Source organism: Marmoricola sp. URHA0025 HA25 (assembly GCF_054059435.1).
Map to the genome: position 1 here is coordinate 746380 of NZ_JBSSCD010000001.1, position 26151 is coordinate 772530.

Here is a 26151-nt window from a genome sequence, read left to right on the forward strand (position 1 = left end):
TTCATCCTGTCCCGATTCCGGCGTTTGTCCAGCCTACCCAGTTGCCGCGGCTTCACTCCCCGCTCGGTCGGCGGTCCTGCGAATCGCGTCGCGGAACGTCTCGAACAGCTCCGGCGGCAGGTTGTGGCCCATGCCGGGGATCAGCAGCAGCTGGGCGCCCGGGATCGCCTGCGCGGTGGCACGTCCCCCGGAGACGTGCACCATCCGGTCGGCCATGCCGTGGATGACCGTCGCGGGGATGCGCAGCGACCGCAGCGCGCGGCCGCGGTTCGGTTGGGTGAGCACCGCCATCATGTGCCGCATCACGCCGGCAGGATTGAGCCCGCGCTGCCAGGTCTCGAGCGCCCGCGCACGCGAGGCCGCCTCGTCCTCGGGGTACGCCGGCGAGCCGATCGCAGCGGCTCCGATGACGGACGCCTCGAGGTAGTCCTCCAGGGTGCTTCCCCGCCGGCCGAGCATCATCGGCGCCAGTCGCGGGTCGAGCCAGCCGACGGTCCGGCGGCCGGTCGTGGACATCATCGAGACCAGGCTGCGCACCCGGTCAGGTGCCTCGATGGCCATCGACTGGGCGACCATGCCGCCCATCGAGACGCCGAAGACGTGGGCCGAGCCGATGCCGAGGTGGTCCAGCAGCCCGAGCCCGTCGCGGGCGAGGTCCACGAGGGTGTACGGCGGCTTCACCGGCCGGCCGAGGAAGGCCTGGACCACCATCGCCCGGGTGACCCGCCCCGTGCCCCGGCTGGAGCGACCCGTGTCGCGGTTGTCGTAGCGGATCACGTAGAAGCCGCTCTCGGCGAGCATCCGGCACAGGGCGGGGTCCCACCAGGTCATCGGGCCACCGAGGCCCATCACCAGCAGCAGCGGCTCGGCCTCCGGGTCGCCGTAGGTCTGGTAGCAGAGCTCGACGCCGGGGCTGACCGGCGCGACCAGCTCGGCGGACTGGGGGACAGGGTCGTCCGAGCTCGTCGGCGTACGGCGGGGGCGGATGCGGGGCATCGAAGGCCTTTCGGGCGAGTCGCTGGATCGGGAAAAGTCTAGATAGGTACCCCCGGAGCCGGAACGCGCCGGTGCTGAAATCGTTGAGTTCCATGATGATCACCACTGAATCCGTTACGTTCGGCCGTGTGAACTCCCCGATGGGCGACTTCCTGCGGCCGGACGGTTTCGTGGGCCCACGCGGCCTGCGGGCACTGGGTCGCGAGGGCAGTCTCGCCCTCGAGGTGGCGCGTTACGTGCGTTGGTCGCGCGCCGAGCGGAGGGCCCGCAGCGTCTCGCCGTACGTCGACCCGCGCCGGCCCGAGGGGCTCGAACCGGTGCTCCTCGTGCCCGGCTTCATGGCCGGGGACGCCACGCTCAAGGGGATGGCCGCCATGCTCCGCGGAGCGGGCTACCGGACCTACCGCTCCGAGATCCACGTCAACGTCGGCTGCACCCGCGAGGTCGCCGACCGGCTCGAGCGACGGCTGGAGTCGATCGCGATCCGCCGGGGTCGCAAGGTGAGCATCGTCGGGCACAGCCTCGGCGGGATGCTCGCCCGCGGACTCGCGGCGCGACGGCCCGACCTGGTGCACGGCATCGTCTCGATGGGCAGCCCGATCCTGGCGCCCGGGGCCGTGCACGGTGTGCTGGCCTGGGACGCCGAGATGCTGACCCGGCTGGCACGAGCGGGGTTCGGCGGCCTGATGAGCGAGGACTGCGTGGGCGGCTCGTGCGCCCGCGACAGCTTCGAGGAGACCCAGCGGGCGCTCGACCCGGAGGTCGGCTTCACGGCGGTCTACTCGCGGCGCGACGGCGTCGTCGACTGGAGGGCGTGCATCGACCCGAGTGCCCAGCCGGTCGAGGTGTCGACGAGCCATGTCGGGATGGCGTTCGACCCGTTGGTCTTCGAGGTGGTCCGCGAGGCGCTGGACGGTCAGCGGCTCACGAGGGCCACTCGCGCCGCAGCTCCGACCGAGTCGGTGCGGCTGCGCCCGGTCGCGAACAGGTGATCCCGGCGACCTCGACGGCCGCCCGCAGCAACCGCTCGAGGCGCTCCTGGTCGGTCGGCAGGCCGCCGCCGTGGGAGCCGAACGCCGAGTCCTCGTAGAGCACCGCGAGCGTGGCCGCCATGAAGGCGTCGCCCGCTCCGACCGTGTCGACGACCTCGACGCTCATCGACGGGACCCGCACCGCGACGTCACCGGCGAGCGCCACGGCTCCGTCGCCACCGAGGGTCAGCAGCACCAGCTCGGTGCGGTCGCCCTGGAGCAATGAACGGGCGATGTCCTCGGGGTCGGCGCCCGGATGCAGCACCGCCACGTCCTGGTCGCTCAGCTTCACCAGGTGTGTGCGGCCGGCCAGCGACTCGAGGTCGCGCCACGCCTGCACCGGGTCGGCGACCAGCGGCGCGCGGACGTTGGGGTCGTAGCTGACGAACACGTCGCGCGCCCACGCCTGCTCCACGAGGTCGAGCACGCTGTTGCGACCGGGCTCCAGCACCGTGCCGAGCGAGCCGACGTGGAGGGCATCGCACTGCGGCAGCTCCTGGTGCGGCAGCGCCCAGCCGATGTCGAAGTCGTACGACGCCTCGCCGGACTCCAGCGTGACCGTCGCCGTGGCGGTCCGGCCGGTCGTCGCCGGTGCGGCGATCAGCTCGGCTCCGCTCGCCTCCACCTGCTCGACGATGCGGTCGCCGCGGTCGTCGCGTCCGACCTCCGTGATGAGCATCGTCGGGACGTCCAGGCCGGCCAGGGTGGTGGCCACGTTGAGGGGGGAGCCGCCGACGGTCTCGCGGTGGTGCTCCGGACCCCGGGGATCCTCGACGACGTCGACGAGCGCCTCGCCGACCACGACGATCATGCGGCTCAGCGCTCGAAGTCGATGTCGGCGTACGCCTTGAGCTTGCTGATCTTGTGCTCGCTGATGATCTGCCGGATCGTGCCGCTGCGGCTGCGCATCACCAGCGAGTGCGTCGACGCCCCGCCTGCCCGGTAGCGCACGCCCTTCATCAGCTCGCCGTCGGTGATGCCCGTGGCGACGAAGAAGCAGTCGTCGCCGGCGACGAGGTCGTCGGTGTAGAGCACCCGGTCGAGGTCGTGTCCGGCATCGACCGCACGCTCGCGCTCCTCGTCGTCGTGGGGCCACAGGCGGCCCTGGATCACGCCGTCCATGCACTTCATCGCGCAGGCGGCGATGATCCCCTCGGGGGTGCCGCCGATGCCGAGCAGGAGGTCGACGCCGGTGTCGGGACGCGCCGCCATGATGGCGCCGGCGACGTCGCCGTCGGTGATGAACTTGATCCGGGCACCGGTGTCGCGGATCTCCCGGGCCAGGCCCTCGTGGCGAGGACGGTCGAGGACCACGACGGTGACGTCCTCGGGCGCGCTGCCCTTGGCCTTCGCGATCTGGTGGATGTTCTCCGCGACGGGGTAGCGGATGTCGACCACGCCGGCGGCCTCCGGGCCGGTGACCAGCTTCTCCATGTAGAAGACCGCGGACGGGTCGTACATCGAGCCGCGAGGTGACACCGCGAGCACGGACACGGCGTTTGCCATGCCCTTGGCGGTCAGCGTGGTGCCGTCGATCGGGTCGACGGCCACGTCGCACTCGGGACCGACGCCGCTGCCGACGTGCTCCCCGTTGTAGAGCATCGGGGCGTTGTCCTTCTCGCCCTCACCGATGACCACGACGCCGTTCATGCCGACGGTGGAGATCAGTGTGCGCATCGCGTTGACGGCTACGCCGTCGGCGCCGTTCTTGTCGCCGCGTCCGACCCAGCGTCCCGCGGCCATCGCCGCTGCCTCGGTGACGCGCACCAGCTCGAGGGCGAGGTTGCGGTCGGGCGAGGAGGGTGCCACGGCCAGCCCGTCGGGCATCGAGGTGTCGGACATGGGGCGATGTTATCGGTCGCTCCGGCCGGCAGCGACGAACGCGGTGACTTCGGTCGCCTTGACCGACGCCCAGACGACCCGGCCCGCCGCGAGGTCGAGCTCGGTGGCCGCGCCGCGGGTCACGTCGGCGTACAGCTCGGCGCCCTGTCCTGCGGTGGCCCGTAGGTGGACACGGACCACCTCGTCGCGGGGGACGGCACGCTGGACCACGGCCTCCCAGCGGTTGCGGGCCGATCCGACCGGCGCCGCCGTGGTCAGGGTGACCGCCGAGGGGGGAAAGGTGGCCAGCACCGGTCCGTGCGCGGGAGCGGACAGGACGAGGAGGCCGCCGTCGTCGAGCCGGACCTCGGTGTCGCGCGCGATCCCGCTGAGCACGTTGAGGCCGAGGAGCCGGGCGGCGTGCGGGGTCGCCGGCGCCGCGGCAGTCCCTGCCGGGCTATCGTCCTGGAGGATCGCGCCGTCCTGCAGGACGACCACCCGGTCGGCGAGGGCGCGCACGTCGAGCGCGTCATGGGTGACCAGCACCGTGACGCCGGCGAACCGGCGCAGGTGCCGGGCCAGCAGGTCGCGCAGCTCTGCCGCCACGGAGACGTCGAGCGCGGAGAACGGCTCGTCGAGCAGGAGCACCCGCGGCTGGGTGGCGAGCGCCCGAGCGAGCGCGACCCGCTGCGCCTGCCCGCCCGACAGTGCGGACGGCCGCCGGCCGGCCAGCTCGGCGACACCCAGCTCCTCGAGCCAGTGGTCGGCCAGCTGCCGGGACTGCCGGCGGGTCGCCCCACGAGCCCGAGGGCCGAACGCGACGTTGGTCCGGGCGTCGAGGTGCGGGAAGAGCAGGTGCTCCTGGAAGACCAGACCGGCGTGGCGGTGCTGCGGCGGGAGGTGCGTCCAGCTCTCGTCGTCGACGTCCACCGACGACCGCGTGCCGGCGTCGAGGATGCCGGCGATCGCCTCGACCAGCGTGGTCTTGCCGGCGCCATTCGGGCCGACCAGCGCGACCGTCTGGCCGGAGGGGACCTCGAGCTCGCAGACGAGCCGGCCGGGCAGGTCCACCCGGGCACGGAGGCTCACGGCAGGCCCCACCATCGTTCGCGCAGGGCGACCAGGACGAGCACGCAGACGCCGAGGAGGACCAGGCTCAGTGCCACGGCGGCGTCACGGTCGGCCTGGAGTGCTGTGTAGACCTCCAGCGGCATCGTGCGGGTCGTGCCCGGGTAGTTGCCGGCGAAGGTGATGGTGGCGCCGAACTCGCCGAGCGAGCGCGCCCAGGCGAGGACCAGGCCGGCCACGACACCGGGACCTGCGAGCGGCACCGTGACACGACGGAACGTCGTCCAGCGATCCGCGCCCAGCGACGCGGCGGCGACCTCCAGACGCGCCGGCGTGCCGCGCAGAGCTCCCTCCACGGAGATCACGAAGAACGGCAGCGCGACGAACGTGTGCGCCAGCACGACCGCAGCGCTGGTGTAGGGGATCTGGGTGCCGAACACCTCACGAAGCGGGCCGCCGACGATCCCGTGGCGACCGAAGGCGGTGAGCAGCGCGACACCCGCGACGACGGGCGGCAGCACCAGTGGCACCGTCACCAGGGCGCGGAGCAGGCGCCGGCCCGGGAACGAGAGCCGTGCCAGCACCCAGGCCAGCGGCAGCCCGACGACGAGGCACAGCGCCGCGGCCACCGTCGAGGTCCACGCGGACAGCCAGAGCGCCTGCCCGACCTCTGGCGTCGAGATGATCGACCACAGCCGGTCCCAGGGAGCCGCGACCACGAGCGCGACCAGCGGGAGGAGCAGGAACAGCGCGGCGGCGACGGCCGCCAGGACGAGGCGCGCGGGGGCCCGGCCGAGGCTTGCCGGCGCGAGCGGTGCCGTCACGGCGTACCGAACCCCGCGGCGCGCAGGACCGCCTGCCCGTCCGTGCCGAGGAGGAACTGCACCCACTCGTCGGCGAGACCGGAGTCGGACGCGCCTGCGGTCGGAGCGACGAAATAGCCGTTCGGGTGGTCGGCCGCGCCGGGAACGTCGATGCCGGTGACCTTGCCGGCGGAGGCGACGACGTCGGTCCTGTAGACGAGCCCCGCGTCCGCGTCACCGGCCTCGACCTTGCCGAGGACCGACTTCACGTCGACCTCCTCGCTCGCCGGCCGACGGCTGACGTGGTCGGCCGTCAGCAGGAGCTGGGCCGCGGCGCCGCAGGGCGCCGTCTGCACGCACGTGAGGTAGTCGACCTTGCTGCGGTCGAGGTCGTCGATCGAGCTGATCCCCGCCGGGTTGTCCCTCGGTACGGCGAGCACGATCACGTTCGACGCGAAGGCCGACGGGTCGCCGTGGATCCCGTGCCCGGCCGCGGCGTCGTCCATCGTCTTGCGGTCCGCGGTCGCGAGGACGTCGCCCGGGGCGCGGTCGATCGCCTGCTGGGCGAGCGTCGCGGACGAGTCGAAGACCAGCTTGACCCGGACCCCGGGATGCGCGCCCTCGAACTCGTCGGCCAGCTGGGTGAAGGTCCCGGTGAGCGAGGACGCGGCCAGCACCGTGAGCGTCCTGGAGGAGCCGGACTGGTCGCTCGCGCCACAGCCTGCCGTCGCGAGGCCGAGGACGAGGACCGTCGCCGCGAGGCGTCTCACGGTCGCTCGAGCACGACGTTGGTGGACTTGATCGACGCGATCGCGCGCTCACCGCGAGCGAGACCGAGCTCCTCGACCGCGTCCGCCGAGAGCAGAGAGACGATCCGGTGCGGGCCGCAGATCAGCTCGACCTGCGCCATCACGGCGTCCTTCCTGACCGCCACCACGATGCCCGGCAGCCGGTTGCGGGCGCTCACCGAGGAGGCGCGCAGGCCTTCTCGGTCGGGTACGTCGACCAGCGACTCGGCCAGGCCGGCGAGCTCGACGCCGTCGATGCTGGTCCGACCCGCCTGGCCGACGGTCGCCAGCCGGCCCTGGTCGATCCAGCGGCGGACGGTGTCGTCGCTGACGCCGAGCAGGTCGGCAGCCTCCGCAATTCGGTAGGTGCTCACGCTCGCATTGTGCCGCAGATGCGGAGACAACGGCTACCAGACGCCGAATGTGCGGTCACACGACGTGTGCCCACACGGACAGGACCAGCACGCCGGCGACGATCGCCGGCGGAGCGGCGAGGAGCCCGACGACGTGGAAGTCCCGGCTGTCGACGGTCCCGCCGCTCCTCGCGACGGTGCGCCGCCACAGGAGGTTGGCCAGCGAGCCGGACCAGGTCATCGACGAGCCGAGGTTGACGCCCACAAGGGTGGCCAGCGCCGGCACGGCGCCCAGCGGCGCGACCAGGGGGACCAGCAGCAGCGTGGCCGGAAGGTTGTTGACGACGTTCGCGAGCACCGCCCCGAGCGCGGCGAGGCTGAAGAGGGCGAGCGGGCCGTCGCCGGAGGGCACCAGCGAGTCCAGACCGTCGCCGAGCGGGCCGCGCCCGAGCGTCGCGACGACGACCCCGAGCCCCAGGACGAACAGCGCGAACGAGGCGTGGGTGCTGCGCGCGACCCAGGGAAGACCGAGCTCGCCGTGCAGCAGCGCCTTGCCGCCGAGCAGCAGCGCGGCGGCTCCGGCGACCCACGCCGGGTCCACGCCGACCGCCGAGCCGGCGCCGAAACCGGCGAGCATCATCGCGACCGTGACCAGCGCGAACCGGGGGAGTGGCAGCTGCGTCACGTGCTCCCGCTCGGAGGTCGGCGTGGCGAGGTCGGCGCGGAACCAGGTGCGGTGCACGACGTACTCGACGAGGAGGGTGAGCAGCCAGACCGGCGCCATCAGCAGCGCGAACCGCCCGAACCCGATGTCGATGCGCGGCAGCGCGAGCAGGTTGGTGAGGTTCGAGACCGGGAGGAGGAGGGAGGCGCTGTTGGCCAACCGGACGCAGACCAGCTGCAGCGGTCGCGCCGAGACCCTGGTCGCCGCCGCGGCCGCGAGCACCACGGGCGTGAGCAGCACGACGGTCGCGTCCAGGCTCAGGGCGACCGTCGTCAGTGCGGCCACCACGAACGCGAGGGCGAAGATCCGCTGATGCGCCCCGGCAGCCGCGAGCCTGCTGCCGATCGCCCCGAAGAGCCCGCTCGCCCGGCAGCACTCCGCCACCACGAGCACTGCCATCAGGAAGGCCACGACCGGACCGAGGTGGTCGAGCTCGTGGCCGAGGGAGGCGCGCGGGAGGCGGCCGGTGGCGAGCGCGGCGCCGGCCGCGACGATTGCCACGACGGCTTCCACCCACTCGGGAGGATGTCGGTACGCGATCACGAGGAGCGTCACCAGCGCACCGAGCGGTACGGCGTCGCGGAGCGCTGCAAGCACCGGGTGAGACTAGCTGCGCACCGGTTGGCAGGATGTGCGCCATGAGCCAGGCCGCGAACCCGCGCACCCAACGCTCGGTTGCCGGCATGGTCGGGGCACTGATCGTCGTCGTCGCGATCGGGGTCGTCTGGGTGAAGATCGGGGGGTCAGGCCAGAAGGCGACGCCGGTGCCGTCGGTCGACTGGGCGGCCTGGGTGAAGGCCGGCCGCACCGACCAGCAGCTGATGCTCTTCGCTCCGAGCCGGCTGCCGTCGGGCTGGCGCGCGACGTCGGTCGACTACACGGCCGGGGCTGCCGCGCACTGGCACCTGGGGCTGCTCACCGACACGGGCAAGTACGTCGGGATCGAGGAGTCGCGGGCTTCGGCCGAGGAGCTGGCCCAGCAGTACGTCGACGAGGAGGCCGTCCGGGGCGTCGACGTCACCGTCGGCGGAGAGACCTGGCAGACCTGGACCGATGTCGGCGGGGACTACGCGCTCGTCCGCCCGGTCGCGCTGGACGGACGGCCCTACGAGACGGTGCTGGTCGGTGGCTCCGGGGCGCCGGAGGCGACGCGGAAGTTCGTCGCGACGCTGACCACCGGGACCATCCGGCCGTCGGTGGGTTGAGCGGCTGTCACTCGCCCGCGTCGCCGATGACGGCGTCGAGCCGCTGGCGGGCGCCGTCGAGCGAGGTCTGGCAGATCCGGGCCAGCTCCTCGCCGCGCTCCCAGAGCGTCAGCGACTCGGCCAGCGTGGTGCCACCCTGCTCGAGCGTGCGCACCACCTCGACGAGCTGGTCGCGGGCCTCCTCGTAGCTGAGCTGCTCGCCGTCGTCCGGGGGCTGCTGGCTCTTGGCGGGCTCAGGCATCGGCGTCCTTCTCGGGTGCGGTGTCGGGCAGGGGGATGGGTGCGACGTCGTCGACGGTGGCGGCGATCCGGCCGTCGGCGACCCGGATCGTCACCGGCTGCCCGGCATCGACGTCCTCCACGCTGCTGAACAGCCTGCCATCGGCGTCGGACAGCACGGCGTACCCGCGGCGGAGGGTGGCCAGCGGGGAGAGGGAGCGGACCCGTGCGAGCTGGTGGCCCAGGTCGTCCTCGGCCCGGTCCAGGACATGGCCCAGGACGCGGCGGCTGCGGTCGCGCAGACCGTGGACCTCCTGGAGCCGTGCCGCGAGGCCGGTACGCGGGTCGGCCAGGCTCGGCCGGCTCCGCAGGGCGTCGACGTGCTGCTGCTCTGCGGCGAGACGCTGTCGCATCCAGCGCCGCATCCGCTCGCGCGTCTGCAGCACCCGCTGGGCCTCCTCCGCGACGTCGGGGACGATCCGGCGGGCCGCGTCGGTCGGCGTCGAGGCGCGCAGGTCGGCCACCAGGTCGAGGAGCGGGGTGTCCGGCTCGTGGCCGATCGCCGAGACGACTGGCGTCGTCGCGGCGTGCACGGCACGGACCAGGCCCTCGTCCGAGAAGGGCAGCAGGTCCTCGACGGAGCCACCGCCCCGCGCGATCACGATCACGTCGACGGTCGCGTCCTTGTCGAGCTTGCGGAGGGCGTCGATGACCTGGGTCGCGGAGCTCGAGCCCTGCATCGCGGCGTACTCGACGGCGAAGTCGACGCCCGGCCAGCGGCGGCGTGCGTTCTCGACCACGTCCTTCTCCGCCGCCGACGCCTTCGCGGTCACCAGGCCGATCCGGCGCGGGAGGAAGGGCAGTGGGCGCTTGAGCTCGAGCGCGAACAGTCCCTCGGCGGCGAGCAGCTGCCGGCGGCGCTCCAGCCGGGCCAGCAGCTCGCCCTCGCCGACGAGCCGGATCTCGCGCACCTGCAGCGACAGCGACCCGCGGGTGGGGTAGACGCCGGGCTTGGCGTAGACGACGACCTGCGCTCCGTTGACCAGGGGGCTCGGCAGCGAGTCGACGACGGCGCGCGGTGCGGTCAGGTCGATCGAGACCTCGGCGAGCTTGTCGCGCAGCCGGATGAAGTCCGTGCCCGAGCCGGCAGGGCGGTTGAGGCCGATGACCTGGCCCTCCACCCAGACGGCGCCGAGCCGGTCGACCCACTGGCCGATCGCGCCCACGATCTGCCGGACAGGTGCCGGGTGCTCGGGCGAGGTGTCCAGGGCCACGGGCCGACTGTAGACGAGCGCCGCAGCTGCGCCGCCTAGACTTGCCCGCGTGACCACAGACCTCGGCAACCCCGCCGTCCTCCCGTCCGACGAGGCCGGCCGCGCGGTGCTGCTCGCCGCGCCGCGTGGCTACTGCGCGGGCGTCGACCGGGCCGTGATCACGGTGGAGAAGGCGCTCGACCTGTACGGCGCGCCGGTCTACGTGCGCAAGCAGATCGTGCACAACAAGCACGTCGTGGCCAACCTCGAGTCGCGTGGGGCGGTGTTCGTCGAGGAGCTCGGCGAGGTGCCGCCGGGAGCGACCGTGGTCTTCTCCGCCCACGGCGTCTCCCCGACGGTGCACGCCGAGGCCGCTGAGCGTGGCCTGAAGACCATCGACGCCACCTGTCCGCTGGTCACCAAGGTGCACCACGAGGCGAAGCGGTTCGCCGGCGAGGACTACGACATCCTGCTGATCGGCCACGAGGGCCACGAGGAGGTCGAGGGCACCGCGGGGGAGGCGCCGGATCACATCCAGCTCGTGCAGAGCCCCGACGACGTGCCCAACATCGTCGTCCGCGACCCGGCGAAGGTGGCCTGGCTCTCGCAGACGACGCTGTCGGTCGACGAGACGATGGCGACCGTCGACGCGATCCGGGCCCGCTTCCCGCAGCTGCTCGACCCGCCGAGCGACGACATCTGCTACGCGACCCAGAACCGGCAGCTCGCCATCAAGGAGATCAGCAAGGCGGCCGACCTCGTCATCGTGGTCGGCTCGGCCAACTCCTCCAACAGCGTCCGGCTGGCCGAGGTCGCGCTCGAGGCGGGTGCCAAGGCGGCGTACCGGGTCGACGACGCCTCCGAGATCGACCCGGCCTGGCTCGAGGGGGTCGACAACGTCAGCGTGACGTCCGGCGCCTCCGTGCCCGAGGACCTCGTGCAAGGGGTGCTGTCCTTCCTGGCCGACCACGGCTATCCGGACGCCCAGGCGGTGCACACCGCCGAGGAATCGCTGATCTTCGCGCTCCCGCCCGAGCTGCGGCGCGACCTCCGCGCCCGTGAGAGGGCAGCGCAGGCGTAGTGGCGCGCTACTTCGACATCCACCCGGTCGACCCGCAGCCGCGGCTCGTCGACCAGGTCGTCGCACTCCTCCGCGAGGACGGGCTCATCGCCTATCCCACCGACTCGGGCTACGCGCTCGGCATCCAGCTGGGCAACCGCGCCGGCCTGGACCGGATGCGCGCGATCAGGCACCTGGACGACAAGCACCACTTCACGCTGGTCTGCCGCGACTTCGCGCAGCTGGGGTCGCTGGTGCACATCGACAATGCGATCTTCCGGACGGTGAAGGCCGCGACGCCGGGGCCGTACACGTTCATCCTGCCCGCGACGTCGGAGGTGCCCCGGCGGCTGATGGCGCCGAAGAAGCGCAGCGTCGGCGTCCGCATCCCCGAGCACACGGTGGTGCAGGCCCTGCTGGAGGCGCTCGGTGAGCCGTTGATCTCCACGACGCTGCTGCTGCCGGGCGATCTCGAGCCGATGACGGAGGGCTGGCTGATCAAGGACGAGCTGGATCAGGTGCTGGACGCCGTCATCGAGGGTGAGGCCGGCTCGCTGCCCACGACGGTCGTCGACCTGACCTCGGGGCTGGCCGAGATCAGCAGGTACGGCGCGGGCGACCCTTCCCGCTTCGAGTGAGCGCGACTCGGGTGGCGGCGCGCAACCCGAGTCCGCACGCCGAGGACGGCGAGCGCGAGGGCGTAGCCGGCCAGGAGCGGTCCGGAGTGGTGGGCGAGCCCCGAGATCACCGACTGGACGAGCGCGTCGTGAGGTGCGGCGATCGCGTCGCGGTGCCCGATTCCGAGGACCACGCAGATCGCGAGGAGCAGCATCGGGGGCAGCACGCCGACCCGGAAGAAGTCCTGTGGCCGGATCGCCAGCGCCATCGCCACGCAGAGCACGATGAAGCCGCTGTCGAAGATGCGCTCGAGCCGACCCGTCGCGGCCAGGTCGACGCCGACCAGCAGCGTAGAGACGAGCATCGAGAACCGCGTGACCCGGCGTGCGGACCAGCGGCCCTCCTCCCACAGCGTGGGTGCGCTCACCTCCTCACGGTAGGTCGGCACGCCGGAGCCTCGGGGAAGCCACGCCGTTCGGCGTGGCGGCAGGATCGGGCAGCTCGGGCCGCTCCATGGCGACTGCCTCGAGCAGCTCGGCCGCGGTGAGCGCCCGGGGGGCGTCCTCGACCGGTCGCGGGCCGGGCAGCGCCTGGTCGAGGTCGGCGACGTCGGCGAAGTGGCGCGCCGTCACGAAGACCCGGGTCTCGAGCGACCCGACGGTGCTGTTGTAGGCGTCGACGCTCGCCTTCAGCGAACGGCCGAGCTTGTCGAGGTGTCCGCCGACCGTGCCGAGGCGGTCGTAGAGCTCGCGACCCAGCTCGTGGATCTCCCGGGTGCGCTCGGCGAGGGTCTCGGTCGTCCAGCCGTAGGCGATCGTGCGCAGCAGCGCGATCAGGGTGGTGGGCGTCGCGAGGACGACGTTGTGGGCGGCGGCGTGCTCGAGCAGCCCGGGCTCGGCGTCGAGAGCGGCCGACAGGAACGACTCGGCCGGCATGAACAGCACCACGAACTCCGGCGACTGCGGCAGGGACCGCCAGTAGCTCTTCGCGGAGAGCTGCTCGACGTGACCACGCACCTGGCGGGCGTGCCGGACCAGCTGTGCCTGCTGCTCGTCGACGTCGTCGGTGGCGAGCGCGTCGAGGTAGGCGGCGAGCGGCACCTTGGCGTCGACCACCACGCTCTTGCCTCCCGCGAGGTGGACGACCACGTCGGGTCGCTGGGCGCCGTCGGCACCGACGAGGTGGACCTGCTCGGAGAAGTCGCAGTGGTCGACCATGCCGGCCAGCTCGATGCTGCGCCGCAGGTGCAGCTCGCCCCACTGGCCGCGCACGTGGGGCTTGCGCAGCGCGCTGGCGAGAGCCGTCGTCTCGCGCCGGAGGTTGTCGGTGGAGTGCCGCACCTCGTCCACCTGCTGGTGCAGGGTGCTCTGCCAGGACACCCGCTGGTGCTCCAGCTCGCGCATCCGGTCGTGCAGGCGGTCGAGGCCGTCACGGATGACCGCGGCGTCCTGGACCCGGGCCTCGAACCCGGCGACGTCGGCCGCACCGCCGCGGCGGCCGACCAGGACCGTCCCCAGGACGCCCAGGAGCACCCCGATCACCAGGGTCAGCAGCGGAAGCAGGATCTCCATGCCACCGACGGTGACAGGCCCTACCGACAAACTCGTCGAGTTGGGAGAGACCGCCCTATCAATCGGGAGAATCTGCCAGGTACGCCGACCTTCGAAGGTCAGCTTCACCCAACTCGACGGGCAGCTTCACCCAACTCGACGGTCAGGTTCACCCAACTCGACGGTCAGTCAGAGAGGTCGACGATCACCGGGGCGTGGTCGGAGGCGCCCTTGCCGTGGCCGTCGGACCCGCCGCGCTCCTCACGGTCGACCTGGACGGCGGTGACGCGGGCCGCGACCGCCGGGGAGCCGAGGACCAGGTCGATCCGCATGCCGCGGTTGCGCTCGAAGCGCTGCCGGTAGTAGTCCCAGTAGGTGAACCCGTCCGGGCCGCTGAGGTGGGGCAGCGCCAGGTCGGCGTACCCCGACTCCAGGAAGCGCCCGTACGCCGCCCGCTCGGCCGGGGTCACGTGGGTCGACCGGGCGAAGCGCGTGATGTCGAAGACGTCGTCGTCGGCGGGAGCGAGGTTCCAGTCGCCGGCGAGCACGGTGGGGCCGCCGAGCCAGTGCTGCGCCGCCTCGTGCAGCCGCGCCAGCCAGTCGAGCTTGTAGACGTAGTGCGGGTCGTCGGGCTTGCGGCCGTTGGGCACGTAGAGCGACCACATCCGGAGGTCGCCGCAGGTGGCTCCCAGTGCGCGGGCCTCGGCGGCCATCGAGTCGCCCCAGCCGGGCATGCCGTCGAAGCCCACCGTGACGTCGGTGAGGCCCACCCTGCTGATCACCGCGACGCCGTTCCACTGGTCGACGCCCGCCGCGGCGACCTCGTAGCCCATGGACTGCAGCCCCATCAGCGGCAGCTGGTCCTCGCGCGCCTTGGTCTCCTGGAGCGCCAGGACGTCGAGGTCGTGGCGCTCGAGCAGGGCCTCGACGCGGTCGATCCGCGAGCGGATGGAGTTGACGTTCCAGGTGGCGATGCGCACGCGTGGAGACTAAGGCACGCGCCCCAGCACCATCGGGGCGATGACCGTGCGTGCGTAGGCGTTCATCCGCCTGGTGGAGTCCAGCCGCGGCGGTGCGTCGGGGGTCAGCAGGAGCGACTGGGCGATGCGCGCGAACGTGCCGGAGAGGTCCTCGATGTCGGCGACGTCGGTGTTGCCGACGTATGCCCTGAGCTTGCGCATCCGGTCGCTGGAGAGGGTCGCGGCGAGAGTCAGTGCGTCGCCGGCGTTGAGGGTGAGGCCGACGAGCGTCTGCTCGCGGTCGATGTCGAGGAGCTGGCGCAGCAACGGGTTCTCGCGCAGCTGCGTGATGGTCACCGTGAAGAACCGCTCGACGTAGGTGACCGGGTCGAACCCGGGATCGTCCTCGGCCGTCGGGACGTCGCCGATGGCCTTCTCGATGACGGCGAGCACACGCTGGGTCTCGTGGACGTACGTCGCCCGGACGATCTCGTCCTTCGTGCCCACCCGTCGGTAGAGGGTGGCGCGGTTCACCCCGGCGGACCGGGCGATGTCGTCACCGCTGGTGCGCCGGACCCCGGTGCGCAGGAACTGCGCGCGGGCGGCCTCCAGGATCGACGCGACAGAGACCTCGGTCATGACGGCAGTCTTGCACAATGCGACAGTATTCGTTGTATTGTTGCAGCCATGACCGCCGTGCCGAGAGTCGACGACGCCGAGTTCGGCATCGCTGAGTCCATCGACGAGGTGGCCCTGCTGCTCGGCGCCGGGTCGGCGGTGATGTACCAGCTCGCGCTCCTCGGTGTGGGCCGTGGCGTCGCCGAGCACTCGAACACCCTCGAGCGCCCGCTCGACCGGCTGCGCACGACGCTCACCTACGTCTACGGCACGCTCCTCGGCACCGACGAGGAGCGCCAGGCCATCGCCCGGATGGTCAACCGCGCTCACGGGCCGGTGAAGGGCGAGGGCTACACCGCCTTCGACCCCGAGCTGCAGCTCTGGGTCGCGGCGACCCTGACCTTCACCGGAGAGCAGATCTACGAGCTGACCTTCGGCCCGATGGACCCTGCCAGCCGCGAGCGCGCCTACCGCGAGAGCAAGGTCATGGGCACGCTTCTCCAGGTCACCGACGACATGTGGCCACCGACGCGCGCCGGGTTCGAGGACTACTGGCAGCGGATGCAGGGTGAGCTCAGCGCCGACCCGCTCGTGCAGCGCTACGTGCGGAAGCTCCTGGCGCCGAGCTGGAGGTTCTGGTACCTCGCGCCGACGATCTGGCTGCAGAGCCTGGTCACGCGCGGCAACCTCACGCCCGAGGTTCGCGCGGTCCTCGCACTGGAGTGGTCCCCGGCCGACCAGCGCCGGTACGACGCGTTCTGGCGGGTCTTCCGGGCGACGTACCCGCGCGTGCCGAGGCCGCTGCGGACGCTCTACCCGCGGATGGTCCTGCGCGGGATGCGCAAGCGGATGCGCGAGGGACGCCGGGTCATCTGAGGTCGCGACCGGCTCGACCACGCGCAGTGTTGGATGGGGACGTGAGACGACTCGTCGAGGTCATGCTGGTGGTCGCGATCGCGCTGGACATCGCGTACTGGACGATCTGGTTCACCAACCGCGACTGGATCGCGAGCGAGCACAGCCACGCCTACTACGAGTTCGAGAACGCCTTCCCGCTCGCTGACCTCTGGCTCGGCGCCGCCTGCCTGCTGGCACTGATGACCCTTCGCCTGCGGCACCCGAGCGCGCTGCTCTGGCTCGTGTCTGCCGGAAGCGCCGGGCTCTACCTCTTCTCCATGGACTTCCTGTACGACGTGGAGAACGGCATCTTCACCAAGGGCGGAGGCGGCGCCTTCGAGGCGGTGATCGTCGCGCTGACGCTTTTCTTCTCGGTGACGATCCTCAGCTGGTCGTGGCGCCACCGGGGCGAGCTACTCAGCGGGTCGGAATCCTGAGCACACGATCCGCACGTAGTCGATGCGGTCGTCGTCGGTGCGGTAGTACGCCTGCTGCTCGACCGTGTGGGTGCCGTCCGGGTTGGTGATCGCGAAGCGGTAGCTGACGTGGTGGGTGTCCTCGACGTCGTCACCCTCGCTGACGTCGACGAGCTCGTCGATGTGGTCGGAGTCCTCGAACCAGCTGCCGAAGACGATCTCGAGCACCTCGCCGGGATCCCCCGCCTCCCAGAACTTGCGCGGCGTCAGGGCCCGGAAGTCGACCTCGGGGCTCAGCATCGACGTGAGCGCCTCCGAGTCCTTGTCGGCGATCGCCTGGGCGAAGCGGCGCCCCACGGAGCCGGCCACCTCAGGACCTCCACACCGACGCGACGTCGCGCCGGTAGCTGCGGCCGAAGATGCCGCCGATGATGGCCAGCACCGGGCGCGGCACCTGGCTGCGGATCGCCGCCAGTTCGTCAGGGGTCGCGCCGTCGGCCACCCAGGCGAAGAAGCGTCCACCGACCGGGGGAGAGACCTTGCCGAACTGGCGTCCCATCGCCTTCATCTCCGGATGGTCGATGTTCTCGAGGTAGACGTCCTCGAGCTCGGCGTCCTCGTGGTCGAGGTGCTCGACGGTGACCGTCTGGAGGTGCTCGACGGCCGATCGGGCAGTGCTCGCGTCGGCAGTCGTCGCGGTGGTGCGGAACGTGTTCATCGCCCCCCGCGCCTGGGTCAGGGCATCGGCCATCCGCTCGTGCTCGGCGTCCATCTGGGCGATGGTCTCCGGAGTCACGCCGATCTTCTGCAGCGACGGCCAGGCGATCTCGTGCTCGCCCTCGTGGTGCGTGGTGAGCTGGGCATCGAAGTTGTCCCACGCGGTGCCCAGTTGCGCGGCGCGCGTCGTGTCGCCGTCGCGGAAGGCGGAGAGTGCGTCGAGGAACCGCCGCAGGTCTCGCCGGATCGCACCGTGGATCACCTTGTTCATGCTCATCGTTGCCATGACCGGACCGTACGCCGGACGACCGAGCGGGTGAAGACCTGTCCAGGACAGCGCCCCGTGGACACCACCGGAGGCAGACCGGGACGGCGGCCCCTCCGATGGAGGAGCCGCCGCCGTGCGTTGCCGGTCAGAACCCCTTGGGCGGGACCAGGCAGGTGGCCCTCGCGGTGTTGCCCGCGAGGTCGGTGGCGATCAGCTGGGCGTCACCGTTGAAGGTGAACTTCCACTTGACGTCACCGGTCATGTCCTTCGCCTTGACCGGGGCGCCGGGTGCCTGGGTCAGCTTGAAGGTGGTGCCTGATGCGAACGGGCCGTAGACGGTGCCGGAACCGAGGTCCTTGATGTAGATCGGCACGCTCGGGTCGACGTTGTCGGTCGCCCGCATCACGAAGAACCCGTCTTCGTTGTCAGCGGTGGGCACGGTGCCGGCCGGGTTCGGGCCCGGCGGGCACGACACGGTCGGAGCAGTGACGTCGTTGACCTTGATCGTCACCGATTGGGTGAACTCCGGACCCTGGGCGACGCCGTCGAGAGTGAACGGCACGCTGCAGTGCAGCGTGGCTCCCTGCGAGGCGCTGGCGGCAACCGTGATGGTCTCGTCGAACACCGCGTCGTTGCCACTCTGGACGGTGAGGCTGGCCGGGCTGAGCGACGCGCCGAGACCGGTGTCGCAGGTCGGGCTGCCCGCGACGACGACGTCGAGGTTGTGCAGCCCCTCCAGGATCGCCGCAGAGACGTCGGTCGCGGCGACGCCGGTCAGCAGCTCGCCCCCGGTCGCGTTCGTGATCCGGGTCGCCTGGCCGGTTCCGTCCAGGTTGTTGGCGGCACCGGTGCTGATCGCGATCACCTTGGCGTCCACACCCGTCAGCGACGCGGTTGCGTCAGCCTCGGAGTGTCCCCCGCTCGGGTCGTGGCCCGGGTTGTCGCCGTACCAGACCACGATCCGGCTCGAGCCGGACCGGAACGACACGTCGTCGCCGCCGTCGCCGATCTCCCAGAGGGCGTTGAGCTGAGCCTCGTCGGTGTCTCCGCCGTCACACAGGTTCACGTTGTTGATCGCCGTGTCGAGGGCGGTCTCGTCCGCGGTCAGGTTCGAGAAGAGCTGGTACGCCGGGTCCGATTCGCCGAAGTCGCAGTAGGCCGCCACCGCGAACTGCGCATCGGCCTGCACGCTCTTGACCTCGCTGATGATCGCCGCGAAGTTGGCCTTCACGTTGGCCAGCTCTCCGCCCATGCTGCCGGTCTTGTCGACGACCAGCACGATGTCGGGCTTCGGCGGGATCGGCGGTGTGGAGACGGTCTTGGTCACGTGGATCACGGCGCCCGGGTTGGCGGCCTGGTTCACGTTGGGGCTGACGCCGGTGGCGTACGCCGAGCCGCTGGTGGCAACGATCGTGGCGACCGCGATCGCGGCACCCACTCCGTGTCTGATTCTGGTCATGAGCACTGTCCCTCGAGAAGGCCAGGCGAGTCGGGGCACCAGGCGTGCGGTCGGCCACCGAACGGCAGCCATCCCCAAGGAGGAGCGGCGACGGTCGCGAATACCTCGGGCCGTCGGATGACCGCCCCTGCTCCCGGCTTGCTCGTCAACTCGGCGTCGCCGACGGGGCTCGACGAGCAAGGGCTTCGGGCGCTCGCTAGGCTCCGCGGGTGGCACTCACGATCGGCATCGTCGGACTCCCGAACGCAGGCAAGTCGACGCTCTTCAACGCCTTGACCAAGAACGACGTCCTCGCGGCGAACTACCCGTTCGCCACCATCGAGCCGAACGTCGGCGTGGTCGGCGTACCGGACCCGCGGCTGCACACGCTCGCCGGAGTCTTCGGATCCGCCCGCGAGCTGCCGGCCACCGTCGAGTTCGTCGACATCGCCGGCATCGTCGCCGGAGCGTCCAAGGGCGAGGGCCTGGGCAACAAGTTCCTCAGCCACATCCGTGAGTCGTCGGCGATCTGTCAGGTCACCCGGGTCTTCCGCGACGAGGACGTGACCCACGTCGACGGCAAGGTCGACCCGGCCTCGGACATCTCGGTGATCCAGACCGAGCTGATCCTGGCCGACCTCCAGACCGTGGAGAAGGCGGTCCCGCGGCTGGAGAAGGAGGCGAAGGGGCGCAAGGAGCTGCAGCCGAACGTCGAGGCGGCGCGGCAGGCGCTCGCCGCCCTCGAGGCCGGTACGCCGATCATCGCCACCGACATCGACCGCGACCTCATCCGCGAGCTGATGCTGCTCACGTCCAAGCCCTACATCTACGTCTTCAACTGCGACGCCGACGAGCTCGCCGACGACGACCTCAAGAAGCGGATGGGCGAGCTGGTCGCGCCGCACGAGGCGATCTTCCTCGACGCCAAGTTCGAGGCAGAGCTGGTCGAGCTCGATGACGACGAGGAGGCCCGCGCGATGCTCCACGAGATGGGCGTCGAGGAGCCCGGGCTCGACGTGCTGGCGCGGGTCGGCTTCGACACCCTCGGCCTGCAGACCTACCTGACGGCGGGCCCCAAGGAGGCCCGGGCGTGGACGATCCGCAAGGGCGCCACGGCCCCCGAGGCCGCCGGGGTGATCCACACGGACTTCCAGAAGGGCTTCATCAAGGCCGAGATCGTCTCCTTCGACGACCTGGTCGCGTCCGGCTCGATGGCCTCGGCGAAGGCGGCCGGCAAGGTGCGCATGGAGGGCAAGGACTACGTCATGCAGGACGGCGACGTGGTGGAGTTCCGCTTCAACGTGTGAGTGAGCGCCTTCTGCGCCGGTCGGAAGGGTGTCTGCTCACAACGCTGCGCTGGCGATGCGGTTGCGGCCTCCCAGCTTGGCCTCGTAGAGCGCCGTGTCGGCGAGCTGGACGAGCCCGTCCGACGACTCCCCAGGACCGACGGCGCACCCACCGCTGGCCGTCACGCGGATCTCCTCGCCGGAGACGCCCACCGGCTCCGCGGCGGTCGCCTCGCGGATCCGGTCCGCGATCTCCATGGCGCCTTCGAGGTCGGTACGGGGGAGGACCACGAGGAACTCCTCGCCGCCCCACCGCCCGCCGATGTCACCGGCGCGCAGCTCACGGAGCATCCGCTGGGCGAAGGCGCGCAGCACCTGGTCGCCGGCGCCGTGGCCATGGGTGTCGTTGACCTGCTTGAAGTGGTCGAGGTCGAGGATGAGCACGCTGAGCGGGTCCTCGTGGCGTACGGCGTCGCGGTGCAGCCGGGTCAGCTCGCGCTCCAGGTGCCAGCGATTGTAGAGGCCCGTGAGCCCGTCGGTGCGGGTCAGACGATCTAGCTCGGCGTTGCGTTGCTGAAGCTGGTCCTGCAGCTTCTTGACGTGCACGGCCGAGCCGACGCGAGCCAGCAGCTCGGCCGGCTCGAAGGGCTTCTTCAGGTAGTCGTGGGCGCCACCTCGCAGTCCGGTGACGATGTCCGTGGTCGTGGCCCGGCTCGTCAGGAACACGACCGGGATGTCGCGCAGCGCGACGTTGTCCTTGAGGTCGCGCAGCACCTCGTAGCCGTCGAGGCCGGGCATTTCGACGTCCAGGAGGACGACGTCGGGCGGATCCTGCCGGCAGTGCTCGAGTGCGGTGAGCCCGTCGACGGCCTCGAAAACGTCGTACCCCTCGTCCTCGAGCCCGCTGCGGACGACCGCCCGGATCACGAGCGAGTCGTCGGCGATCAGCACCCTCGCGGTCGTCACAGCCGTCCCGCCAGTGCGATCGGGTCGGCCACGAAGATCAGCTGGCCGTCGGTGTCGACGGTGCCCGAGACGAGCGCGCGCACCTGGCCGGCAGGCGCGGGCCGGATGTCGCCCGCCTCGACGTGTCGCAGGCCCGTGACCTCGTCGACGAGCAGCCCGAACCTCTTCCCGTCCGCTTCGACGACGATGACGTGTGCGCCGGTCGACCGGAACGGTGACATCACCGTCAGCGGTGGGCTCCCGGGGATGATCCCGGCCACCTCGGGGGCCGGATCGGGGAGCGGCACGAGGTCCTCGGAGGTGCGGACGGAGACCGCGACGTCGAGCGGCAGGCAGTACGTGGCGCCCGGCGTGCGGAAGCAGACCATGGTCATGGACATCACCTTCATCGTTTGGACTCCAGCAAGCTGAGGAGCTCGGAGGGCGCGTAGCCCTCCAGGCCGGCCGGGCTGACATCGGATCCTGCTTCGACCAGTGCGCGGCGAGCGACGGCGAAGGCGCGCTGCGCCGATCCGCGATCCCCGGACGCCTCCAGCGCCAGTCCGAGGTGCAGCTGGGCCATCGGGTCATCGGGGCGCAGGTAGGCGCACTTGCGGAACGCCACCACGGCTGCCTCGTAGTCGCACACGGCGATCGCTTCCTGGGCTGCCCTTTCGAGTGCTTCTGTCGTCGGAGCCGCCTCGGGCTCGATCGCCGGCCGGTTGCCGGGACCCCCCGAGCCGATTGCCGCGCGTCGAGCGCCAGCAGGCAGGGAGAGCCGGGACGAGCCGGGGGCACGGTTCCTCCGGGCGGTCACCGCATCTGACCTGGCCGCGTCGACCGGTCGCACCTGCTGGTCCGGTCGCTTCACCGGCGGCGGCGAGGCCGCGGCGCTCTCTCGCCGCCGGTAGACGAAGGTCTCCCCGACGTGCGTGGCCCGAAACCGGTCCGAGACCTGCCAGATCGTCTCCGCCGCGCCGACGAGGAAGGTGGCCGTCGGCGGCAGGCCGTCCGCCACCCGGTCGAGGAACGTGCGGATCTGCTCCGGAGTCAGGTAGATGAGGACGTTGCGACACAGCACGACCTCGCACGACCGCACCTCGGGCGGGACCGGGTCGACCAGGTTGTGGTGGAGCGTCGTGACCCGGTCGCGGACCGATGCGTTGACCTCCCAGTGGTCGCCGCTCCGGGTGAAGTGGCGCGCCAACCGCTCGGCTGACACGCCGGCGAGCTCCCGCCCGGAGTAGCGAGCCCCCCTGGTCCGGTCGAGTGCCGCGGTCGAGATGTCGGTGGCGATCACGGTCCCCTCGATCTCGAGCTCCTCGAGGACCATGGCCAGGCTGTACGCCTCCTGGCCGTTGGCGCACCCCGCGCTCCAGATGCGCACCGGCGCCGTCACGCCGGGCAGGACCTCGGCGAGCAGCACTTCGAACTGCTCGGGATGTCGGAAGAAGCCCGTCTCCTGCACGGTCACACGGTTCAGCAGGCGTTGCAGGGCGCCTTCGTCGGTGCGCAGCCGATCTGCATACGCCGCGGGGTCCCGTCCTTCGGATGCGGCCTCGTCGCGGACGGCGCGCACGAGACGACCGCGCAGGGTCGGGTCGGGTCGCAGGCCGATGTGCACGTGGAGGAGCTCGGCGATCTGGTCGACGGCGGCCTCGAGGGTGCTGGTGCCCGTCATGCACGCACCTGCTCTCGCATGGCCCGCTGGACGGCGTCGGCGACACGGTCCAGCGGCAACAGCTCGGTGACGGCGCCCGCTCGGAGTGCCGCCTTGGGCATGCCGAAGACCGTCGAGGTCGCCTCGTCCTGTGCGAGCGTGTGTCCGCCGCTCTGGCGGATTGCCAAGAGCCCCTTGGCGCCGTCGTCGCCCATGCCGGTGAGCAGGACGCCGATGCCGGACGGACCGGCAACATCGGCGACCGAGTGGAAGAGCTCGTCCGCCGACGGCCGGTGCGCGGTGATGGGTGTGGCGACGAGCTCCAGCACGCCGCCAGGACGCAACCGGAGGTGGCGTTCGCCCGGTGCGAAGTAGACATGCCCGGGCGAAGTGCGCTGACCGTGCCGGGCGATCTCGACCGGAAGCGCAGAGACCCTCGACATCCACTCGACCAGACCGGCGGTGAAGTCGGCGTGCAGGTGCTGGACGACCAGGACCGGCGCCTGCAGCCCGGCGAGGCCGCCGAGGACGGTTGCCAGGGCGCTCGGGCCCCCGGTGGAAGCAGCGACGGCGACCACCGGTTCGTGCGCGCCGTGCGTGTCGCTCCGGTTCCGCTCGACGCTGGACCGGCCGCCACGCGGATGCCGGATCACGAAGGCCTTGCTGATCTGACGCACTGTGCGGCGGAGCTCCGCGCCCTGCTCCGGAGTCCAACGCGCGGGGCGGGGGAGGGCCTCGAGGGCACCGGCGACCAGCGCGTGGACCGCCGAGGGTGCCTGCCGGTCGGCGATGCGGGCCGAGAGGACCAGGATCGGGGTGGGGGTGTGTGCCATGACCAGCTCGACGACCTGCTGGCTGCGGCCGTCGTGGAGGTGGAGGTCGAGGACGACGACGTCCGGGCGCGCCCGGGCCACGAGCTCGACCGCGTCGGCCGAGCTCGAGCAGCACTCGGAGACGGTGATGTCGCCCTGCTCCTCGAGTGCCGACACCAGCCTGCCGCGCTGGGCCGAGGCGTCCTCGACGACGAGCGCGCGGACCGTCCGGCTCTCGACGTGCGCGGTCATGCGTGCGTCCCCAGGAGCCGGTTCACCGCAGTCAGCAGACCGGACTCGTCGAAGGAACTCTTCGTGATGTAGCCGTCGGCCCCCGCGTCGAGCCCGCGCCGTCGGTCTGCGTCGCTGTCCCGCGAGCTGACGATCAGCACGGGGATGTTCGCCAGGGTCGGATGCGCCCTGATCGCCTCGGTCAGCGCGAAGCCGTCCATCCTCGGCATCTCGATGTCGGTCACGACCAGGTCGCTGGGTTGCTCTGCGAGCTCGGCGAGCGCCTGCTGGCCGTCGGCTGCGACCCGAACGTCGAAGCCCGCTCGCTGCAAAATGGCACGTTGCAGCTCCCGGACCACGAGCGCGTCGTCGACGACGAGGACGCGCGGCCGGGCGACTCCTGAGTCCTCCACGGCGCTCGACACGGGCGAATGAGAGGACTGGCGTGCGCGCTCGATGAGACCCGGCGGGTCCAGGACGACCAGGATGGACCCGTCCGCCTCCACGCTGGCGCCTGCGATCTCGGGCAGGTGGGGCAGCATCGAGCCGAGCGCCTTCACGACCACGTCCCGCTGTCCGATCAGCCGATCGACCGTGAACGCGTGCCTTCGCGAGGTGTCGGAGAGCACGACGACCGGCCCGGAGGGGCCGCGGTCCTGGGGGAGCCCGATCGCCTCGGCCAGCGTGCCCACCGGCAGCGGCTGCCCGTCGAACCACACCATCTCGCGTCCCTCCGCATGGGCGACGTCGGAGGACTCGTGGTCGCGGGTGAGCAGCACCCGGTGGAAGGGCAGGGCAAACCGCTGACCGCCGGCCTCGACCAACAGGCAGCGGAGCACTGCCATCGTGATCGGCACGATGATCCGGAACTCCGTGCCCGAGCCGGGCTCGGAGTGGACCTCCACCCGTCCGTGAGCGGCCGCGACGTTGGCGCGCACCACGTCGAGCCCGACGCCTCGGCCGGACACGTCCGTGACGAAGTCCGCCGTGGACAGCCCCGGCTGGAAGCTCAGGGCGATCAGGTCGTCCCTGCTCAGCCCCTCGGTCTGTACGCCGCGGAGACTCGCCTCGCGTTCGACGCGGTCCACGTCGATCCCGCGACCGTCGTCGGTGACCGCGATGATCACCTCCGAGCCGAGCTGCATGGCGTGGAGGCGCAGGACCGCCTGGCGGCTCTTGCCCGCATGCTCGCGTTCGGCAGGAGTCTCGATGCCGTGGTCGACCGCGTTGCGGACCAGGTGCGTGAGCGAGTCCGAGAGCTGGTGCAGCACGCTGCGATCGAGCTCCGTGTCCGCGCCCTGGATCTCCCAGCGCACCTCCTTGCCCTGCGACCGGGCGAGGTCCCGGACGGCGCGCGCCAGCTGGTCGGTGATCGTGGAGACGGGCACCATCTGGGTGCGCATGGTCCGGTCGTGGAGGTCGTTGAGCGACCGGGACAGCTCGTTGAACTCCGGGCAGGTGGCGGGATCGACGTCGAACCTGTCCTTGAGCAGGCGGCCGACCCGCAGGTGGGCGGACGTGGTCTCGCCGACGAGCCGGGTGAGCTCGTCGAGCCGTTCCACCGGGACCATGATCACGGCCGAGCCACCCACGGGCACGCCGCTGCTCGGGGAGTCTGTCTGGACACCAAGTTCGTGGGCCTGCTCGTCCGGCTCCGTCGCGAAGACCGCCGTGCTGAGCTCGTCGGCCCCCCGCAGGAGGGTGTCGATCACCGCCGCCGTCACCGGTTTCCGGCCGTTCTGCACGTCCTCGACGAGCTGCTCGAAGCCGTGCGCCAGGTGGCTCACCTCGTCGAGGCCTGCGACCGCTGCCGAACCCTTCAGGGTGTGCAGCTCCCGGAAGATCGAGCGCACCAGGGACTCGTCCTGGACATTCTGCTCGAGCTGGAGGAGCAGCCGGCCGAGCTCGGCGAGGCGCACCTCGGCCTCCTGCGCGAACAGCCGGCGTACCTGGCCGGTACTCATCCCGGACATCAGGGCGCTCCCAGACCGGCGACCTCGGCGCGCTCGTCGAGGCCACGAGATCGTCCCGCATTCAGCAGGTGGCCGACATCGAGCAGCGTGGCCACCTGGTGGCCCAGGCGATAGCGCCCAGCTGTGCCGGGAAGCTCCGACGAGCCCGCGCTCGTCTCGAGCACTTCCCGCCGAGGCATTGCTGTGGTCGCAAGGCCGGCAAGGCCGTGCTGGGAAGTGATGACGACCGCGAACGCCACGGTGTCGACCGTTCCGGTGCCGAGGAGCCGGGCCGTGTCCAGCAGCGGAACGATCTGTCCGCGCAGGTTGAACAGTCCGAGCACCGACTCAGGTGCCGTGGCGAGCGGCGTCACGGACGGAGTGGCGACGACCTCACGCGCCCATGCCACGGGCAGCGCGTAGAGATCGGTCCCGACGGGGAGGAGAAGTGCGTGCACCCCGA

Annotated in this window: 29 protein-coding genes and 1 pseudogene; 7 read left to right on the forward strand and 23 right to left on the reverse strand. The window is 71.4% G+C overall.

Going from position 1 to position 26151, the window contains the following annotated elements; all coding sequences use genetic code 11:
• Positions 1 to 33 precede the first annotated feature (33 nt).
• Positions 34 to 996, reverse strand: a complete 963-nt coding sequence (locus ACVW00_RS03525; protein WP_457109520.1) for an alpha/beta fold hydrolase — start codon at positions 994 to 996, stop codon at positions 34 to 36.
• Between the two features lie 128 nt (positions 997 to 1124).
• Between ACVW00_RS03525 and ACVW00_RS03530 the strand changes: the two genes are divergently transcribed.
• Positions 1125 to 1988, forward strand: coding sequence for an esterase/lipase family protein (locus tag ACVW00_RS03530; protein ID WP_457109521.1), 864 nt, complete (start codon positions 1125 to 1127; stop codon positions 1986 to 1988).
• Here ACVW00_RS03530 and ACVW00_RS03535 read toward each other — a convergent pair.
• The 7 genes from ACVW00_RS03535 to ACVW00_RS03565 are packed head-to-tail and all read right to left on the reverse strand — an operon-like array spanning position 1921 to position 8181.
• The gene (locus tag ACVW00_RS03535) at positions 1921 to 2838 is read right to left on the reverse strand and encodes a carbohydrate kinase family protein (RefSeq protein WP_457109522.1); all 918 of its coding nucleotides are present in this window, start codon (positions 2836 to 2838) and stop codon (positions 1921 to 1923) included. The genes ACVW00_RS03530 and ACVW00_RS03535 overlap by 68 nt on opposite strands.
• A gap of 5 nt (positions 2839 to 2843) precedes the next feature.
• Positions 2844 to 3869, reverse strand: a complete 1026-nt coding sequence (gene glpX / locus ACVW00_RS03540) for a class II fructose-bisphosphatase (RefSeq protein WP_457109523.1) — start codon at positions 3867 to 3869, stop codon at positions 2844 to 2846.
• Positions 3870 to 3878: 9 nt separating this feature from the next.
• Positions 3879 to 4937, reverse strand: a complete 1059-nt coding sequence (locus ACVW00_RS03545) for a sulfate/molybdate ABC transporter ATP-binding protein (protein ID WP_457109524.1) — start codon at positions 4935 to 4937, stop codon at positions 3879 to 3881.
• Entirely contained in the window at positions 4934 to 5740 is an 807-nt protein-coding gene (locus ACVW00_RS03550) for an ABC transporter permease (RefSeq protein WP_457109525.1), read from the reverse strand. Before ACVW00_RS03550 ends, ACVW00_RS03545 begins: the two co-directional genes overlap by 4 nt.
• Positions 5737 to 6489, reverse strand: a complete 753-nt coding sequence (gene modA / locus ACVW00_RS03555) for a molybdate ABC transporter substrate-binding protein (protein ID WP_457109526.1) — start codon at positions 6487 to 6489, stop codon at positions 5737 to 5739. Before modA ends, ACVW00_RS03550 begins: the two co-directional genes overlap by 4 nt.
• Positions 6486 to 6881 (reverse strand): TOBE domain-containing protein, encoded by a 396-nt coding sequence (locus ACVW00_RS03560; protein WP_457109527.1) that lies wholly within the window; start codon positions 6879 to 6881, stop codon positions 6486 to 6488. Before ACVW00_RS03560 ends, modA begins: the two co-directional genes overlap by 4 nt.
• Positions 6882 to 6936: 55 nt before the next feature.
• A complete protein-coding gene (locus tag ACVW00_RS03565; RefSeq protein ID WP_457109528.1) occupies positions 6937 to 8181 on the reverse strand; it encodes an SLC13 family permease in 1245 nt (414 codons plus the stop codon).
• Between the two features lie 41 nt (positions 8182 to 8222).
• Between ACVW00_RS03565 and ACVW00_RS03570 the strand changes: the two genes are divergently transcribed.
• A complete protein-coding gene (locus ACVW00_RS03570) occupies positions 8223 to 8789 on the forward strand; it encodes a DUF4245 family protein (protein WP_457109529.1) in 567 nt (188 codons plus the stop codon).
• Positions 8790 to 8796: 7 nt separating this feature from the next.
• Here the strand turns inward: ACVW00_RS03570 and ACVW00_RS03575 are convergent, their stop codons facing one another.
• Both ACVW00_RS03575 and xseA read right to left on the reverse strand, forming a co-directional pair.
• Entirely contained in the window at positions 8797 to 9030 is a 234-nt protein-coding gene (locus ACVW00_RS03575) for an exodeoxyribonuclease VII small subunit (protein ID WP_457109530.1), read from the reverse strand.
• Entirely contained in the window at positions 9023 to 10282 is a 1260-nt protein-coding gene (gene xseA / locus ACVW00_RS03580; protein WP_457109531.1) for an exodeoxyribonuclease VII large subunit, read from the reverse strand. Before xseA ends, ACVW00_RS03575 begins: the two co-directional genes overlap by 8 nt.
• A 49-nt stretch (positions 10283 to 10331) precedes the next feature.
• On the opposite strand from xseA, the gene ACVW00_RS03585 reads away from it, so the two are divergent.
• Together ACVW00_RS03585 and ACVW00_RS03590 are read left to right on the forward strand one after the other, a co-directional pair.
• Positions 10332 to 11342 carry a 4-hydroxy-3-methylbut-2-enyl diphosphate reductase gene (locus tag ACVW00_RS03585; RefSeq protein WP_457109532.1) on the forward strand — a complete coding sequence of 337 codons (1011 nt, stop codon included), beginning with the start codon at positions 10332 to 10334 and terminating at the stop codon, positions 11340 to 11342.
• On the forward strand, positions 11342 to 11959 hold the full coding sequence (locus ACVW00_RS03590) for an L-threonylcarbamoyladenylate synthase (protein ID WP_457109533.1): 618 nt from the start codon (positions 11342 to 11344) through the stop codon (positions 11957 to 11959). The genes ACVW00_RS03585 and ACVW00_RS03590 overlap by 1 nt, the downstream gene beginning before the upstream one ends.
• Positions 11960 to 11985: 26 nt before the next feature.
• On the opposite strand, the pseudogene ACVW00_RS03595 reads toward ACVW00_RS03590, so the two are convergent.
• The 4 genes and pseudogenes from ACVW00_RS03595 to ACVW00_RS03610 form a co-directional block, all read right to left on the reverse strand.
• Positions 11986 to 12303, reverse strand: a pseudogene (locus ACVW00_RS03595) (DUF6542 domain-containing protein); the annotation flags it as partial.
• 67 nt (positions 12304 to 12370) lie between these two features.
• A complete protein-coding gene (locus tag ACVW00_RS03600; protein WP_457109534.1) occupies positions 12371 to 13510 on the reverse strand; it encodes a DNA recombination protein RmuC in 1140 nt (379 codons plus the stop codon).
• Positions 13511 to 13674: 164 nt separating this feature from the next.
• A complete protein-coding gene (locus ACVW00_RS03605) occupies positions 13675 to 14469 on the reverse strand; it encodes an exodeoxyribonuclease III (RefSeq protein WP_457109535.1) in 795 nt (264 codons plus the stop codon).
• 9 nt (positions 14470 to 14478) lie between these two features.
• Positions 14479 to 15087, reverse strand: a complete 609-nt coding sequence (locus ACVW00_RS03610) for a TetR/AcrR family transcriptional regulator (RefSeq protein ID WP_457109536.1) — start codon at positions 15085 to 15087, stop codon at positions 14479 to 14481.
• Between the two features lie 48 nt (positions 15088 to 15135).
• Here ACVW00_RS03610 and ACVW00_RS03615 point away from each other — a divergent pair, with 48 nt between their 5' ends.
• Both ACVW00_RS03615 and ACVW00_RS03620 read left to right on the forward strand, forming a co-directional pair.
• Positions 15136 to 15942, forward strand: coding sequence for an oxygenase MpaB family protein (locus tag ACVW00_RS03615; RefSeq protein WP_457109537.1), 807 nt, complete (start codon positions 15136 to 15138; stop codon positions 15940 to 15942).
• Positions 15943 to 15983: 41 nt separating this feature from the next.
• Complete coding sequence (locus tag ACVW00_RS03620; RefSeq protein ID WP_457109538.1) at positions 15984 to 16400, forward strand: hypothetical protein; 417 nt, start codon at positions 15984 to 15986, stop codon at positions 16398 to 16400.
• Here ACVW00_RS03620 and ACVW00_RS03625 read toward each other — a convergent pair.
• The 3 genes from ACVW00_RS03625 to ACVW00_RS03635 form a co-directional block, all read right to left on the reverse strand.
• On the reverse strand, positions 16377 to 16748 hold the full coding sequence (locus tag ACVW00_RS03625) for a hypothetical protein (protein WP_457109539.1): 372 nt from the start codon (positions 16746 to 16748) through the stop codon (positions 16377 to 16379). The genes ACVW00_RS03620 and ACVW00_RS03625 overlap by 24 nt on opposite strands.
• A gap of 1 nt (position 16749) precedes the next feature.
• Positions 16750 to 17382 (reverse strand): hemerythrin domain-containing protein, encoded by a 633-nt coding sequence (locus ACVW00_RS03630; protein ID WP_457109540.1) that lies wholly within the window; start codon positions 17380 to 17382, stop codon positions 16750 to 16752.
• 127 nt (positions 17383 to 17509) lie between these two features.
• On the reverse strand, positions 17510 to 18823 hold the full coding sequence (locus ACVW00_RS03635; protein ID WP_457109541.1) for a vWA domain-containing protein: 1314 nt from the start codon (positions 18821 to 18823) through the stop codon (positions 17510 to 17512).
• A 209-nt stretch (positions 18824 to 19032) separates the two neighbouring features.
• Here ACVW00_RS03635 and ychF point away from each other — a divergent pair, with 209 nt between their 5' ends.
• Positions 19033 to 20109 carry a redox-regulated ATPase YchF gene (gene ychF / locus ACVW00_RS03640; RefSeq protein ID WP_457109542.1) on the forward strand — a complete coding sequence of 359 codons (1077 nt, stop codon included), beginning with the start codon at positions 19033 to 19035 and terminating at the stop codon, positions 20107 to 20109.
• Positions 20110 to 20145: 36 nt separating this feature from the next.
• Here the strand turns inward: ychF and ACVW00_RS03645 are convergent, their stop codons facing one another.
• From ACVW00_RS03645 to ACVW00_RS03670, 6 genes are read right to left on the reverse strand one after another with little or no spacing between them, the layout of a single operon-like run.
• On the reverse strand, positions 20146 to 21054 hold the full coding sequence (locus ACVW00_RS03645) for a diguanylate cyclase (RefSeq protein WP_457109543.1): 909 nt from the start codon (positions 21052 to 21054) through the stop codon (positions 20146 to 20148).
• Positions 21051 to 21443, reverse strand: a complete 393-nt coding sequence (locus tag ACVW00_RS03650; RefSeq protein WP_457109544.1) for a chemotaxis protein CheW — start codon at positions 21441 to 21443, stop codon at positions 21051 to 21053. The genes ACVW00_RS03645 and ACVW00_RS03650 overlap by 4 nt, the downstream gene beginning before the upstream one ends.
• Entirely contained in the window at positions 21440 to 22714 is a 1275-nt protein-coding gene (locus ACVW00_RS03655) for a CheR family methyltransferase (protein WP_457109545.1), read from the reverse strand. Before ACVW00_RS03655 ends, ACVW00_RS03650 begins: the two co-directional genes overlap by 4 nt.
• The gene (locus ACVW00_RS03660; RefSeq protein ID WP_457109546.1) at positions 22711 to 23757 is read right to left on the reverse strand and encodes a chemotaxis protein CheB; all 1047 of its coding nucleotides are present in this window, start codon (positions 23755 to 23757) and stop codon (positions 22711 to 22713) included. The genes ACVW00_RS03655 and ACVW00_RS03660 overlap by 4 nt, the downstream gene beginning before the upstream one ends.
• Entirely contained in the window at positions 23754 to 25709 is a 1956-nt protein-coding gene (locus ACVW00_RS03665; protein ID WP_457109547.1) for a hybrid sensor histidine kinase/response regulator, read from the reverse strand. Before ACVW00_RS03665 ends, ACVW00_RS03660 begins: the two co-directional genes overlap by 4 nt.
• Positions 25709 to 26146, reverse strand: a complete 438-nt coding sequence (locus ACVW00_RS03670; protein ID WP_457109548.1) for a chemotaxis protein CheW — start codon at positions 26144 to 26146, stop codon at positions 25709 to 25711. The genes ACVW00_RS03665 and ACVW00_RS03670 overlap by 1 nt, the downstream gene beginning before the upstream one ends.
• Positions 26147 to 26151 lie beyond the last annotated feature (5 nt).

Coding starts and splice junctions, on each gene's coding strand:
- ACVW00_RS03525 (WP_457109520.1), bottom strand. CDS start 996: ATGCCCCGCATCCGCCCCCGCCGTACGCCGACGAGCTCGGACGACCCT.
- ACVW00_RS03535 (WP_457109522.1), bottom strand. CDS start 2,838: ATGATCGTCGTGGTCGGCGAGGCGCTCGTCGACGTCGTCGAGGATCCC.
- glpX (WP_457109523.1), bottom strand. CDS start 3,869: ATGTCCGACACCTCGATGCCCGACGGGCTGGCCGTGGCACCCTCCTCG.
- ACVW00_RS03570 (WP_457109529.1), top strand. CDS start 8,223: ATGAGCCAGGCCGCGAACCCGCGCACCCAACGCTCGGTTGCCGGCATG.
- ACVW00_RS03575 (WP_457109530.1), bottom strand. CDS start 9,030: ATGCCTGAGCCCGCCAAGAGCCAGCAGCCCCCGGACGACGGCGAGCAG.
- ACVW00_RS03600 (WP_457109534.1), bottom strand. CDS start 13,510: ATGGAGATCCTGCTTCCGCTGCTGACCCTGGTGATCGGGGTGCTCCTG.
- ACVW00_RS03610 (WP_457109536.1), bottom strand. CDS start 15,087: ATGACCGAGGTCTCTGTCGCGTCGATCCTGGAGGCCGCCCGCGCGCAG.
- ACVW00_RS03615 (WP_457109537.1), top strand. CDS start 15,136: ATGACCGCCGTGCCGAGAGTCGACGACGCCGAGTTCGGCATCGCTGAG.
- ACVW00_RS03630 (WP_457109540.1), bottom strand. CDS start 17,382: ATGGCAACGATGAGCATGAACAAGGTGATCCACGGTGCGATCCGGCGA.
- ACVW00_RS03635 (WP_457109541.1), bottom strand. CDS start 18,823: ATGACCAGAATCAGACACGGAGTGGGTGCCGCGATCGCGGTCGCCACG.
- ACVW00_RS03650 (WP_457109544.1), bottom strand. CDS start 21,443: ATGAAGGTGATGTCCATGACCATGGTCTGCTTCCGCACGCCGGGCGCC.
- ACVW00_RS03655 (WP_457109545.1), bottom strand. CDS start 22,714: ATGACGGGCACCAGCACCCTCGAGGCCGCCGTCGACCAGATCGCCGAG.
- ACVW00_RS03660 (WP_457109546.1), bottom strand. CDS start 23,757: ATGACCGCGCACGTCGAGAGCCGGACGGTCCGCGCGCTCGTCGTCGAG.
- ACVW00_RS03665 (WP_457109547.1), bottom strand. CDS start 25,709: ATGTCCGGGATGAGTACCGGCCAGGTACGCCGGCTGTTCGCGCAGGAG.